At 46.8% G+C, this 14024-nt stretch carries 10 protein-coding genes; all 10 read right to left on the reverse strand.

What is annotated here, in order from left to right; all coding sequences use genetic code 11:
* Nucleotides 1-181 precede the first annotated feature (181 nt).
* The 10 genes from K6V21_RS01925 to K6V21_RS01970 all read right to left on the reverse strand — a co-directional run bounded on the left by K6V21_RS01925 (nt 182) and on the right by K6V21_RS01970 (nt 14020).
* The gene (locus K6V21_RS01925; RefSeq protein ID WP_034753418.1) at nt 182-973 is read right to left on the reverse strand and encodes an SGNH/GDSL hydrolase family protein; all 792 of its coding nucleotides are present in this window, start codon (nt 971-973) and stop codon (nt 182-184) included.
* Nucleotides 974-1014: 41 nt separating this feature from the next.
* Nucleotides 1015-2202, reverse strand: coding sequence for an AGE family epimerase/isomerase (locus K6V21_RS01930; RefSeq protein WP_224320688.1), 1188 nt, complete (start codon nt 2200-2202; stop codon nt 1015-1017).
* A gap of 47 nt (nt 2203-2249) precedes the next feature.
* On the reverse strand, nt 2250-3635 hold the full coding sequence (locus K6V21_RS01935) for an MFS transporter (RefSeq protein ID WP_007217204.1): 1386 nt from the start codon (nt 3633-3635) through the stop codon (nt 2250-2252).
* 178 nt (nt 3636-3813) lie between these two features.
* Nucleotides 3814-4989 carry a glycoside hydrolase family 130 protein gene (locus K6V21_RS01940; RefSeq protein ID WP_007217201.1) on the reverse strand — a complete coding sequence of 392 codons (1176 nt, stop codon included), beginning with the start codon at nt 4987-4989 and terminating at the stop codon, nt 3814-3816.
* Between the two features lie 14 nt (nt 4990-5003).
* Nucleotides 5004-6119, reverse strand: a complete 1116-nt coding sequence (locus K6V21_RS01945) for a glycoside hydrolase family 26 protein (protein WP_224320689.1) — start codon at nt 6117-6119, stop codon at nt 5004-5006.
* A 134-nt stretch (nt 6120-6253) separates the two neighbouring features.
* The gene (locus tag K6V21_RS01950) at nt 6254-6706 is read right to left on the reverse strand and encodes a hypothetical protein (protein WP_147330719.1); all 453 of its coding nucleotides are present in this window, start codon (nt 6704-6706) and stop codon (nt 6254-6256) included.
* 99 nt (nt 6707-6805) lie between these two features.
* Nucleotides 6806-8509, reverse strand: coding sequence for a glycosyl hydrolase (locus K6V21_RS01955; protein WP_224320690.1), 1704 nt, complete (start codon nt 8507-8509; stop codon nt 6806-6808).
* An 80-nt stretch (nt 8510-8589) separates the two neighbouring features.
* Nucleotides 8590-10905 (reverse strand): hypothetical protein, encoded by a 2316-nt coding sequence (locus K6V21_RS01960; RefSeq protein ID WP_224320691.1) that lies wholly within the window; start codon nt 10903-10905, stop codon nt 8590-8592.
* Between the two features lie 20 nt (nt 10906-10925).
* Complete coding sequence (locus K6V21_RS01965) at nt 10926-12269, reverse strand: glycan-binding surface protein (RefSeq protein WP_025834435.1); 1344 nt, start codon at nt 12267-12269, stop codon at nt 10926-10928.
* A gap of 20 nt (nt 12270-12289) precedes the next feature.
* Nucleotides 12290-14020 carry a RagB/SusD family nutrient uptake outer membrane protein gene (locus K6V21_RS01970; protein ID WP_224320692.1) on the reverse strand — a complete coding sequence of 577 codons (1731 nt, stop codon included), beginning with the start codon at nt 14018-14020 and terminating at the stop codon, nt 12290-12292.
* Nucleotides 14021-14024 lie beyond the last annotated feature (4 nt).

Here is a 14024-nt window from a genome sequence, read left to right on the forward strand (position 1 = left end):
TCTATATAACCCGTTGGCGGAATTAATTCATAATGGGAAAGTAATGAGTTTTCACCACAGAGTAACACAGAGTCTCACGGAGTTCTATTCTTTTGATTTCAAATTGATTAAACTCTGTGATACCCTGTGTTACTCTGTGGTGAATTAATTCATAACCGCTCAGAAAGAAATCAACCCGCACCTAAAAGAAATTATTCCGTATTTCTTTCGCAATATAGCGCCCCATCAACTCCTGCCCTTCTTTATCGGGATGTAAGCCATCGCGCAGATAGCGTCCCCTGCCCGAAGGCTGTTCGAATTTCCCGGTTATACCGCTATTAGAGTAGCAATCTATCAGTTGTACGGAGAGAGCACGGCAGATTTCACGCAGAATGGCAATCTTCTCCAGATTACGTTCATTGCGGGCTACATCACCGGTTTGAATAGGGGTACACACAAAAACACGACATTTGGGATAATGCTCCAGAAGGGTCTGTATGGCCCAGCGGGCACCGCCTGCCATAGTGGTAACGTCCACCTCTGCAAGAGTATTACCTCTCAAGGCTTCTTCGGCAGAGCCTAAATCCTTGTCGTTCGTCCCCATAGAAAAGACAAAGACATCGGGAGCCGGATATTGCCCGCTCTCCACCTCGGCAATGAATTTCTGGATATGGACTTTGGAGACATTGTTATGGCGCATTTGCAATTCACGCCCGTCTTCGGTAGGCTGCCAGCCCCCGGATATTCCGGCAAAACCGGCACTTCCGTAATCCTGGGTATCGGGGTGGCACGCCCACGTTGCAGAACCTACCGCTACATTATGATGGGTGGCAAATCCAAGTAGATCGACCACCGTCTTCGACCATTGTTCACCCGCCGTGATGCTGTTCCCATCACAACCGAAATTCATCTTACTGAAATCAGGATAAAGGGATTGCGCTTGCAACGCAATCCCTATCCACAACACAACACAAAATCCAATCGATCTTCTCATTCCAAACATCTAAAATACTTATGAAATAACCTCTAAACCACTTATGAAAAACGTTCCATTATCTCCATGCACATACGTCCGTTATGATACGGGCATTTCCAGAATCCGGCCTTGTCATCCTCAGTATTCACTGTGCCGTCGGCACGCACGCTCCAATGCCATTCGCCGTTCCGGTAATCTATCAGATGCTTCTTGATGAAATCCCAGCAATGAAAAGCCTTGCGCAGTGCCACTTCATCTTCAAAATGTTGGTAAAGATTAACGTGTCCCACCACATTCTCTGCCTGCACCCACCAATGGCGGTCGGTATCGGTCTTCTGTCTATCCGGGAAAGTCTCATAAATCATGGCACCGTCAGGCGTCAATCCTTCACCGGCGGCAGCGGCGATAAACTCAACCAGCGGTTCCACTTTTTCCAGTAAAGTCTTATCAGCCAGTATCAAAGCGGCTTCATGTATCAGCCAGGAAGCTTCTATATCGTGTCCGTAGGAAACAATGCGATACTTACTCCGCCAATTGTCATCGAAGAACAATTCCAGATGTCCGGTCTCAGGATTAAGAATCCGGTCCGTGAATAGTTCTATCAGGTTGCGGAGTTGCTTCTTTAGGCGATCATCTTTCCATACACGGTACAGATTGGTATAAGGCTCCAGGATATGCAGATGGGTGTTCATGGTCTTACGTTCATTCTCGTCTTTATCGCTAAGACGCATATCGGCAATCTCTCCCCACTGGCGGGTAAGAGCCTCGCAATAGCCATTCTTCACAGGGTCGAAGCTATGCTTTTCGATATCCTCGAACAGGCGGACGGCATATTCCAAAGCCTCAGCATCACCCGTGGCACGATGATATTCGCTCAGCCCGTAGATGGCAAAGCCGATGGCATAGATTTGCTTCTTCGTATCTAAAGGGCGACCTTCACAATCGAGCGACCAGTAGACACCGCCGAACTCGCGGTCATAGAAATGATCTATCACATAGCGTTTGGCACGCGTTGCCGCAGACAAGTATTCTTCCTTCTTCAGCAAACGGTAGGCTGCCGAGAAAGTCCAGAGAATACGGGCATTCAATACAGCACCCTTTTCTGTTTCCGGCATCAGGATTCCGGTTCCCGTGATGCGGCCATAGAAGCCACCGTTCGCTTCATCCGTCATCCGGTTCATCCAGAAGGGAAGAATGTTGGCTGTCAACTCTTCTTCCATCTCTTTTCGCATATTCTTGACGTCCATAAAAAAGCGTATTAGTTTATATTTTGAACCCGTTTGGGGAATGAAAGTCAAGCCATACCCTTCGCCCGTATGGGTTTCAGTTTCTCGTTAATCTCCTCCACGCGCTTCTTCGTCAACGGATAGAAGTACACGACCACCATAGCCAGCACTGCCACAGCAGCCGGTATCCAGCTCATAAGCAAGTTCAGACCGGTCAGCGCCTCCTCCGTTTGCACGGCACCCTCAGCCGTATTATAACCGAAGGATGCCAGTATCCACATCACAGCCGCCCCGCCCATAGCGCCGCCAAACTTCTGCGCCATCGACGAAGATGAGAATATAAGCCCGGTCGAAGCCGTTCCGTCTTTCAGTTCGGCATAGTCCGAAACGTCGGCATACATACTCCATATCAACGGTGAAACGATACCCGTACAAATAGATATGACGATTTGCATAATCAGCATCATCCAGAAGCCCGCCGGTGTGCAAGGCAGATAGAAGAACAGAATGCTCAATACCGCCAGTGCCGCCATCGTGGCGATATAGGTGGATTTCTTGCCCAGTCCGCGCGAAAGGGGAACTGCCAGCACCACACCTATCATATTGGAAACCTCTCCCACACCCAGGAACAGCCCGGCATAAAACAGGATTGTGAAATCACCCAGGTTCAGGAATATACTGTCGCCTATGTAGTCTTTGAAGAAATAGGCAGCCGTAGCGCCACGCACCGTATTGAACAGGTTGGAGCACAATGCCGCTCCGATAAGCAACCACCAAGGCACGTTGGCAAGCAACGATTTGAAGTCCTTCCCGATGGAAACCGTAGATACGCTCTTCACGTACTCCCTCGTCATGCTGAAACATAGCAGGAACACGACGAAGCACAACGCAGCAATCACAATCATGGAATATTGCCAACTGACGGTCACCGAACCGGTCATCTCCCTGAACCACGTGCAAAGCGGCTCCCAGGCAAACAAGGCTATGAAACTACCACCGTATGCAAAGAACATCCGGTAGGAAGAGAACACCGTCTTCGTGTCCGAGTCATCCGTCATCACCCCCAGCATAGCCCCGTATGGAACATTGATAGCTGTATAAACCGTCATCATCAGAATGTAAGTGACGTATGCCCAGATAAGTTTCCCCGTAGGCCCGAAGTCGGGCGTGGTAAACATCAATATACCGCAGACGGCAAACGGAAGAGAAATCCACAGCAGATAAGGACGGTATTTTCCCCATCGCGTATGGGTTCGGTCGGCAATGATGCCCATCATCGGGTCGGACACCGCATCCCAAATGCGCGTTACCAACAGCAGGACGCCCGTATCCGCCAGACTCAGCCCGTATATATTAGAATAGAATATAGGCAGATAATAGGAGAATATCTTCCAGAACATAGAGGAAGACATATCACCAAAGCCATAACCAATTTTCTCTTTCAGTGTTGCCATACTATTAAATTAAAGATTTATAACCATCGATACGCAAACTTTGCCACCGCGTCCACACACCCTTCTGAGCGGGGGTGAATTCAGTCCTGGACTGAATAGGGTTCAGTCCAGGAGTGAACCTATTTCAGTCCCGGACTGAATGCCATTCACTGACGGGCTGATAAAGGCACAAAGATATTTATTTCCGCATGAGTTGCAAATTATTACTAATAAGTTTCTTCAGCGTCTCCACCGAAGCCGAAGAGGACAATCCGTCCACCGGCGTATTCATGCAGTAATCCACCAGCTTGTCCACCGTAGAAGTGGCTACGTGCATCCGCGTGTCCGACGAGGCATAATAGATGAACACCTTGCCGTCTTCATCCGCAATCCAGCCGTTGGTGAAGAGCACATTGCTTACGTCACCGATACGTTCTTCTCCCTCAGGAGCCATAAAGTAACCGCCTGGAGTAGCTATCAGGCGTGTAGGATCGTCCAGGGCGGTCATATACATATAGAGCACATAACGCAGTCCGGCAGCGCAGGCACGCACCCCATGAGCCAGGTGCAACCAGCCTTTCTCCGTCTTTATCGGATGCGGACCCTCACCGTTCTTTACCTCCTTGATGGTGTGGTAGTAGCGTTGGTCGATGATGGTTTCCTCTTTCACCTCCGCGTGTGTCATGTCGTCTACCAAGGCCCAGCCTATGCCGCCGCCGCTTCCGGCATCAATAAATCCATCCTGCGGACGGGTGTAAAGGGCATATTTGCCATCTACAAATTCGGGATGAAGCACCACATTACGTTGCTGGCTCTTAGTTTTCAGGTCGGGCAGACGCTCCCAAGTCTTCAAATCACGGGTACGTGCAATGCCTGCCGTAGCCGTTGCCGAGGATAAATCGCCCACGGGGGCATTGTCATCATGACGCTCGGCACAGAAGATACCATAAATCCATCCGTCTTCATGGGCGGTGAGGCGCATGTCATAGACATTGGTAGCCGGTATCACGTCTTCGGGCATCGTGACGGGATAATCCCAGAAGCGGAAGTTATCCACACCGTTAGGACTTTCCGCCACGGCAAAGAACGACTTACGGTCGGCCCCCTCCATGCGCAGCAACAGCAAGTATTTACCATTCCACTTGATAGCGCCGGAGTTGAGCGCGGCATTCATGCCGATACGTTCCATCAGGTAGGGATTGGACGCTGCATCCAAGTCGTAGCGCCAGAAAACAGGCGTATGGGCAGCCGTCACCACCGGATATTTATAACGTGTAAATATGCCGTTGCCACCTTCCACCGGTTCATTCTTTCTCGTGATCAACTCCTCGTGTTCCTGAAAGAGTCTTGATACCTTATCATTAAAAGTTTCCATATTCGTTGTTTATCTTATTTATACAAAGAGTTTACGTCTGTCGCAAAAAGGGTCTTGGGATGATTATAGAATGTTACGAAATCTTCGGCTGACGCCTGTCCGGGATAGGGGGCATAGAAATGCGTGACACGTTCGCGGGCATTGCGCCACACCAGGACGTAGGCTATCGGATACTCTCCAATGGCCGGCAACAGGGTTTCAGTCCACCATTTCGGATCGGGGATGCCTTCGTAGCCCGTCTCGGTGATGGCAATCACTTTATCGTGCGTCCGGCCTATACTGTCTACGATAGCCAGACTTTTGCCCACATTCGCCAGATAAGAAGGGCGGTCGAACTGATAGGTATCGAAACCGATTACATCTATTAGGTCGTCACCGGGATAGCGTTTCAGATACTGTGCCGTATCTTGCGGTTCACTGCCGGGGGAATAGGCATACAGGGCATTGTCCACTCCATCACCCCGGAGGATGTCCACCGTCATGTGCCAGAGGGCTTTATATTCTTCAGGCGTACAGAGCTTCTCTCCCCACCAGAACCAGCTGCCCGTATGTTCGTGCCACGGGCGGAAGAGTACCGGAACTTTCACTCCGTCTTCCGTTTGCAGGGAGTTGATGAAAGCCGATACTTTACTTACCCAGCCTGCAAACTTCTCATGATTGGCTCCGCCGGGCAGAATGGACTTCACCACCGTCGTATCTGACACATCCCAGGAGTCTCCCCCTGTCAGCGGATTGCGCAGATGCCAGCTAAGAGAGGATAGCCCTCCTCTTTTATATTGGTTCAATATCTCTCTTCTGATTTTGCTGAACGGCACTTTGTCCAGGCTCAACGTATCGCCCAGTTCCAGATGTCCCAGGTCGAAACTGATGACTGCGGGATAGTCTCCACAGACGCTCTTTACATCGGAACGCCCTTCATCGCCTTCCCAGCCGATGCCATAGTTGGTGTCGTCATGATGACCGAACATAAAGCCGCGGGATGATACTTTTTTAAGATTGGCGAGCAGGTTCTCGGTCTCGGGGGTACGCGCAGAAATGGCTCCGTCATCCGTCACCTTTTCTTTCTTTGAAGGGCTGCAAGCAGCCAAGGCACTCACCGCTAAAGTAATGGCTATAAATTTAAGTTTCATATAATGATTTTTTTCATAAATACTATCCGAATTCACAGCACAAAGATAGCTGATGAATAGAATAGATAGTGATACGATTTTATCCCTTTGCTATATTAATTTCATGTTCTACATATCGAATGAATCTTCCGACCTTACTTTGTCTTGACAGATAAAACCTTATGAAAGAATTCATATAGCTCTTTTTCAGGAATTGAATAGTTCATGAAGCAACTAACATCAACTGAATAGACATCTGTAGCACTATGGCTTGAAGGACACAAAAATTTCAAACGGTATCTAAACGTTTTAGTCGAATGCGGATTAATATCTATAAAGCGTTGATAGTCTATGCCTTCAAAAAAAGCGGCATCATACAATGAAATTTCCTTGCCCGCTTTATCTTTAAGATGAAATTGTACAAGACTACCGGAACCGGAACCATCGTCATTTCGTATTCGCATCGTCTTATCGGCATTGTTGGCTATATGAATTAATATCGTAGTATCGGATGGCAAATAAGAAACACTAAGACCGATGTCCGATTGAGCCATTAATTCCATTGGCATTAACGCAATTATGAGCAGTAACAAGTTCTTTATTTTCATATAAAATTTCATGTATTAATAAAAATGTGGTAAGATAACAGAAAAAAGGCTCTATTGCTTACCACATTTCAATTCATTCTAAATAACAAGAAGGAAAAATTATTCCATAGAAGGCACTTCTTCACGAGTAATCACATAACTCTGTCCCATAGCATCCTTCCACCAGGCTTCATCGGCATGTACTATCGGGGCTCCATCTTCTTCCTCACCATCATACCAAGGCATAAACCAAGACCAGCGTGCACCGGCAGCCCATTGCTCGGAGATTTTACCTACCGAACCACACTCACTCAGCGTAATCATCTTGTTGCCGTATGTAGCCGAAATAGCCACATATCGCGATGCGCAAGTTTCCACATCCTTCGAGTAGATATCACTCCCGATAATATCCACATACTGGTCGCCCGGGTACCAATCTTCATCACCGGTTTCAGCGGTCCATACCCAGATGAGGTTGTCCAATCCCTGCGCCTTGAAGTAATCGAACATAGCAATCCAGATGGCCTTGAAGCTAGCAGCGTCTTTTCCCCACCAGAACCACTTGCCCGCCGCTTCATGAAGCGGACGCCACAGTACAGGTATGCCGGCTTCTTTTAGCAGTTTCAGATAACCTGCCACACTGGCAAGGTCTTGCACAAAGAATTTATTTTCCCAAGTACCTTCTATCAAGGCATTGGATGCATCAAAGTTGGTTTCATCTTTATAGAAAGCATATCCGGTTCCAAGGTCAGGAACGCCAGTGATACCTTCGCCTTCCAGATAGATGCCAGTAGCCACGTAGTGGTGACCGCCTACAATCAAGCCGTTTTCCTTCAGTACCGTGAGGATGTCCTCGGTAATGGGCATGGTGAAATCACCCGTAATGTCGAAGTATTCGTATTCGGGAGTGATTCCTGCCCATGTGCTTCCATGCTTAAAGGCAGCTTGTGCACCCTCTTCTACATCTTTCACAGCCACACGCACCACGTCACCCACTTTGGCAGTGGCAAAGATAGCTTTGGCGGCATCATTATTCAGTTGCACAGATTGACTCCAGTCGGCAGGCATATCCTGTTCGCCGCTCCATAATGTGATGTAGTCGGCAGGAGCTTCCTTGGGCACGTTCCAGTGCCACATACACGACACGATACCATTTTTGTCCGCCCATTCCTTTACGGGAGTGATGTCTCCATAGTTTATCCAGTTGGCACCTGCCACCGACCATGCCAGATGACCATAGTCGAAGGTATTGATGGCAGGATATTTGCCCGTCCATTGATAGACGCGTTCGGACATGTCTGTATTCCACGACTCTTTGGCCATCATGCCTGAGAGCGATTTGGTTTCGTAGTTGGCAAGCAGATAGTCATAGAGCTTCATAGCTTTGGCCGAAGTAGCCATTACCGGTGTCTTATCCAAAGCAACGGTAGTAAACTGAAGAGACACTGCCGGAGCAGGCTCCTTGTTCGGTCCCAACACTACGCCTTCGGGAATAGAGAGCGTACAAGCTGTTTCGCGCCCGGGCACATTCACAGTCAGTGTCAGTACGTTACTCGATCCATATACGTCAGCACTGATCAGCGTGCCGCCGGTAAATGAAATCTTATCCAAGTCTTTCGTAGCAAAAAACACGTTCTTGTCATACTTCACCTCAATGGTGATTTCGCCCCTCTTTACCTTGGCGGCATTCGCCTCCGGAGTGGTGGACACCAGTACTGGTGCCTCCACTTCGGGAATGGTATATTGCGCATCGGTGTCGGTGCAGGATGTAAGTCCAAAGGCTGTTGCCGCAAACAGGGCAGCACATATCTTATTTATTTTCATAATCTACTACATTTTGATGTTTGAGAGAGGAAAAGGGGTATCAGAAAGAGACATCTTTTCCTCCCTTTAAGAATTGCATTCTATTCAATGGTAACTTTTGTAAGTGTACAACCCGTGCCTTGCACAATAAAACTATATCCCCAGTCTATAAGAGTCGTCAATTTGGTAGCCAAGTCATCATCTACAGAAATAGCAATCACTCCACTGGCATCGGGTACCAGTTCCGCGCCATCAAACAAACCACCCCAATGACCATCGAACAATTTCACTTTACTGTCAGCATCATACACATCGAAATAGAGCCTCAACGTCATACCTGCCTTCAGTCCGGCATCCACAAACATGGTGTTAGGTTTCATCTCATGATTCACTGACCAAGCTGCCATATCAAGGCTACCTTTCCACACAGCAGTTTCCAAGCTGATATGTTCTGTTAAGGTAATCTTGCCAATGATGTAATTGCAACCGGTCATAACCAGCCCACCATTATTAACCAATTCATCTATCATTTCCTGAGTCAACGTAAGCGTATAGCTTTTAGCACCGGCTTCAAGTGAAATATCTCCACCACTGCCAGGCAATGCAGCCCAAGAACCATTACCAAAACGCATTTGCCAATAATCAGCAGTCTCATATTCAACGAAATGAATTGTTAAGTCTGTTCCGGCAGTCACCGTAGACCAGTCATAGCCACCCCAGGAAAGATCGGACATGCCTCCCCAAGAACCTACATCACCAACACCCGTCCAGATGACGGTTGTAATCTCAGTCGCCGGAACGAAATCAATGCTATAATCAATCGTGCCGTTAGAAGAAATCAATGTTACCTTAGTCCCTTTACCAGCTGCCTGCGGAATACTTATATAGAGTTTATCACCGTTGATGATATACTGAACATTCTGGCTATTTACCTGAACACCTGTCAGTTTATCACCATTTGCGACCCCAATCTCGAATATCTCGCCACCTTTTAACTCCGTTTCTTCACCCGGCAATACAGGGATGTAGCAGAACTCGGGAGCATTAATAGTAAGTTTTCCCGTTTCAACACTCTCTCCATTTGCCATCACCAATGTCAATACACCGGATTCCGTGCCCATAGTAGGCATCTCTACAGTCAGTTCTGTCGCAGAAGCCGGAATAACTTCCACTTCGGCACCACCGGTATAAACCACCTTAGCTACTAAGTCAAGATTCTTACCTTGAATAGTTACATCACCACCCAAAGAAACGGCATCATTGGCAAATGACATGAATTCAGGTTTCAGAGTAGTAATAGCCACCGGTACGGAAGTACCACTTGCCGTGTTCAGCAGCAACTCACCACTGATGGCAGCAGCAGGCATCGCTACTTTCACCTCGGTAGCACTCTTCGAAGCAGGCTCTACAGCCTCTTCCATACCCGGGAAAGTAATGGTAGTCACCAGTTCCATATTGACACCCGTCAATGTAATCACATCACCGCCGCGCAATCCGTCAGCCGGAGTTGCTACTACCTTTTCAGGCAGTGCCATGCCAATGTTGGCAATAGCTACTTCCACACCCGAAGCGGGAATCATCACAACAGCTCCATCCGTTGCATTTTTCGGTAATATAAATGTGATGGTTTCTTCACCCCCTTCAGATTTATCGTATGCAAATTCCACTTCTTCACCATTTGGCATCTTCACCGTATTTACCAAATCAAGGTCTTTACCCTTCACTACAATTTCATCACCCGGTTTCTTTGCAGTCAGGTCAAGCGGAGCTTCCACAGAAGGCAGAATAATAACAATTCCCTCCACTTGTATCAGGTTACGCAAAGCATCGGAATCATCGGAAGAAGCATCAGCCAAAGTCACGTCACCCGTCTTTGCTTCCATTGGAACTTTCACCTGAATTTCCTGGCGTGAGTGTGCGATGAAATCAGCCTCACCTACCGGTAACTCTTCAAAGAAGATCACCTCTTTAATAAGATTCAGATATTCACCCTTGATGGTGAGTACATCGCCAGGTTTCACCGGATTAGGTGTAATCGTCTCCACACCGATAGGCTCGGTATAAGTAATCTTAGTCTTTGTAGTAATCTCTCCCGTAGGTGTTTTCAGAGTAACATACCCTACTTCAGCCGTTTGAGGAACGGTTACGCGTATCTCATTCGCACTGATTACTTCTATATCAGTAATCTCCCCGCATCCGGGAATAGATACAGATTGTATCTTATCCATTCCGCTACCCAGGAAGCGGAGTACACCGCCACGGGCTACAGGACTGGGACCAAACACATTCAAGCTGATACCACCTTTATATTGGTTAGTATCTTCTTCATCTCCATCATCGCAGGCCGAAAATGACAAGCAACCCAAGAGTATGAGGCACATCATCCAAAGTGCCGAAAGTTTATATGTCTTGTTCATATCTATAGTATCTTTAAAGGTTATTTATTGGGAACCGCACGGATATTATCGATTTTGATAATCGGCGTACACTCTGTACCATTCACACCTCCGCCTACAACGAAGAATGTCAGACTGGCAAAATCTCCCGGTGAACTGGGAACACTTTCAGCCGCTGCACCTAAACGGTCGAGAGTAAAGTTGGAAATAGGTACAGTTACAGTTACCCATTTATCACCGGTATCGTAAGAGCCGGTATCCATCCAAGGGCGGTACAACGCACGACCGTATGCCCCTAAACCGTCTTCTCCATTAAAGACCTTGGCATTGGCTCCTGCAACAACCCCGTCAAATCCTTCTATAGGATTACCACTCAGCGTCACCTTGTCATAACCTGCAAAACAAATCTGCATAGCACCCGCACTCCACGGATTAGACGTAGGAATATACATCTCGAACTTCAAGGCCATATTAGCAAAATCTGTAAAATCTACCAGATTATGCAATGCAATACCATCACCCGATGTCACATTCTGCGGACTATCCCACGAACCACACCAATATTCGAATGCAAATACACCGTCGTTCCAACCACCGTCCACACTCATTTTTGATGTACCGTCACCCAACTGGACAAAGTTGCCCGTAAGTGAGGTTTCATCCGTCTTGATTTCTCTTTCGTGCCAGCCGTGATTACCCAAACCAGTCTTTCCGTCAAAGTCGAACATAAGGCCACGCGAATCGAGATAGTGGAACGTAGAAGTGCTTTCACCATAAATAGACGCTACACGAATAGAGCCCTCTGTATCACATTCGGGCATTCTGAAAGTGATAGTACTATTAGTGAGCTTTGTAAACGTGGTAAGTTGTTTACCATCTGGAAGAATAACAGTAAGCGGCACATTAGGATCATCAATGAAGTAATTTCCATAAAGAGTCACTTCACTTCCGGCAGTAGCGTATTCACATGACATAGAAGCTATCATTGGCTTGGGAACGATCACATGGAAAGCATATTCTACCGTATCCTGCGAGGCAGTCACCATATAAATTTTGTCACTCACTTCTTCAGGTATATTGTCAGGTATCTGTACAATCATAGTATGAGATGTGATATAGCTGGTATTCAACTGTGCCTTTTGATCATTAAAATAGAGTTCCTTGATACTTGTAAGGTTATCACCCACAAGGCAAATAACAGATTTCAGACTAGCCTCCACAATAAGCGAATCCGACTGTGCCAAATAAGGCATACGTATATAACTCACCTGGGGCAGACCACCGGTTAGCTCAAACTTATCAGGCTGGTCCTCACATGAAGTAAACATTCCCGCAATCAGCAGCAGACTTACTACCAACCCTTTGAAATATATATTCATTTTCATATTCATTACTGTTTAACTGATTAATAAACAAACTCCGTTCTTACATCCACGTGTTGAGCCTCATCCAGCAAATGGGGATTATACACCACATCTTCGTCAGGGAGGGGGAGCTTGAAAATAGATGCCGTCACATTAGGTTTCGGAGTATTAGTCTCATAGTACATGGTAGATTCATCTACGTTCCATACATTATTCATCTTATACTCTTTGTAGAGATCGGGTAATCCATAGTAACCGTTACGGCGTTGCGCTTTAATGATATCCATTGCTTTATTTACATCGTAATAAGACATACGAACAAGGTCGAACCAATAGTCACCTTCAAAGGCCATTTCTAAACGACGTTCCTTCAAAACCTGGTCAAGAGTGATACTGGAAGGTCTTTCGTAAGCAGATACAGCACGCTGGCGAACTTTATAAAAAGCGTCAATGGCACTTGCATCCGTAGTAGAATTGTTGTTACCGATTACAGCCTCGGCATAAACCAGATATATATCCGCCAGACGGAGCACATGAGTACTCAACGAGCTGCATTGTTGTCCCGGACTGATACCGAACGTCTTGATATGGTCGTTTGTATTTCCATAAAGATGCTTAGCGATATTGGCACCGGTGCCCGACTGCAAACCGTCATTAGAACCGGGTGCATATTCCTTATCATAAAGAAAATCCAGATAATTGAATCCTCCCTTGTCCTGCCACCAATAACTATACTTATCACCAGCCATCATCATTGTGGCTTTGCGGCGGGCATCACTCTGGTTCCGCTGAGTAGGATTATCAAGCGGAGAAACACTGAACGCATCCTGCAAGTCAACAGAAGGTGCAGTCCAATCACCCCAACAATTATAAGTTTCAAAGCCCTTCATGGCAAGTTCCGAAGTCAGACAGTTTCCACAGGTATAATTATTTTGTTCAGCAGTCCAGCGCCAGCCAAACAAACTCTCATCACAAAAGTCATTTTCTCCTTTGAAAATATCCTCATAATTAGCCATCAGCTGTTTACCTGAATTATTGATGACATCTTTAGCATAATTGGCAGCCTTAGCCAGGTCATCTGCATCCCGTTGTCCGTTTCCATTGGCGTTGATTCCGGATTTTGTCAGGTAAACTTTGGCCAGCAATCCTTTGGCAGCCCATCGGTCTATACGCCCGGCTTGATTTTCCTCCGGCAGTAATTCAATGGCCTTTTCCAAGGTCATAATGATATATTCATAAATGTCGGCAGCTTTCACTTTATATTTTTCATTGTAATTGCCTGCCGCTATTTCCGAACTGTTATCATGAACGATTGGCACTTCACCGAAAATACGTACCAGATAAAAATAAGCCATCGCCTTCCAGGCCAGACATTCGCCCATAGCGGTATTCTTCACACTTTCAGAAGCATTGGCCGTTTTCAATCGGTTATAAATGGTATTGGCCTGCGCATTGACAGCCCACAATGAGTTAGATGTACTTTTCATATCTTCGTCACTGCCGTTTACCGTAAAATTGGCATAAGGGCTTCCACCCAAAAGCAAGTTACCCGACAATGCCTCAGGAATTTTATAATATCCACGACTCAAAAAGTCGTACCACGGTGAATTGTAAAGTGTATTGACACTTACTTTGGTCTGGGCATCATTCTGGAAATAGTTGCCATCGTTGTAACTATCCTCATTGGGTCTGTCAAGGAAATCCTCGCACGATACGAAGGATAATCCCAGTATCGCTCCCATTGCTATATATTTAAGTTTTGATACTTTCATGTGT

It is taken from the genome of Bacteroides cellulosilyticus, assembly GCF_020091405.1.
Taxonomy (GTDB): Bacteria; Bacteroidota; Bacteroidia; order Bacteroidales; family Bacteroidaceae; genus Bacteroides.

Excerpts from the sequence above, each read along its gene's own strand:
- K6V21_RS01925 (WP_034753418.1), bottom strand. The coding sequence starts at position 973 with ATGAGAAGATCGATTGGATTTTGTGTTGTGTTGTGGATAGGGATTGCG.
- K6V21_RS01930 (WP_224320688.1), bottom strand. The coding sequence starts at position 2,202 with ATGGACGTCAAGAATATGCGAAAAGAGATGGAAGAAGAGTTGACAGCC.
- K6V21_RS01935 (WP_007217204.1), bottom strand. The coding sequence starts at position 3,635 with ATGGCAACACTGAAAGAGAAAATTGGTTATGGCTTTGGTGATATGTCT.
- K6V21_RS01940 (WP_007217201.1), bottom strand. The coding sequence starts at position 4,989 with ATGGAAACTTTTAATGATAAGGTATCAAGACTCTTTCAGGAACACGAG.
- K6V21_RS01945 (WP_224320689.1), bottom strand. The coding sequence starts at position 6,119 with ATGAAACTTAAATTTATAGCCATTACTTTAGCGGTGAGTGCCTTGGCT.
- K6V21_RS01950 (WP_147330719.1), bottom strand. The coding sequence starts at position 6,706 with ATGAAAATAAAGAACTTGTTACTGCTCATAATTGCGTTAATGCCAATG.
- K6V21_RS01955 (WP_224320690.1), bottom strand. The coding sequence starts at position 8,509 with ATGAAAATAAATAAGATATGTGCTGCCCTGTTTGCGGCAACAGCCTTT.
- K6V21_RS01960 (WP_224320691.1), bottom strand. The coding sequence starts at position 10,905 with ATGAACAAGACATATAAACTTTCGGCACTTTGGATGATGTGCCTCATA.
- K6V21_RS01965 (WP_025834435.1), bottom strand. The coding sequence starts at position 12,269 with ATGAAAATGAATATATATTTCAAAGGGTTGGTAGTAAGTCTGCTGCTG.
- K6V21_RS01970 (WP_224320692.1), bottom strand. The coding sequence starts at position 14,020 with ATGAAAGTATCAAAACTTAAATATATAGCAATGGGAGCGATACTGGGA.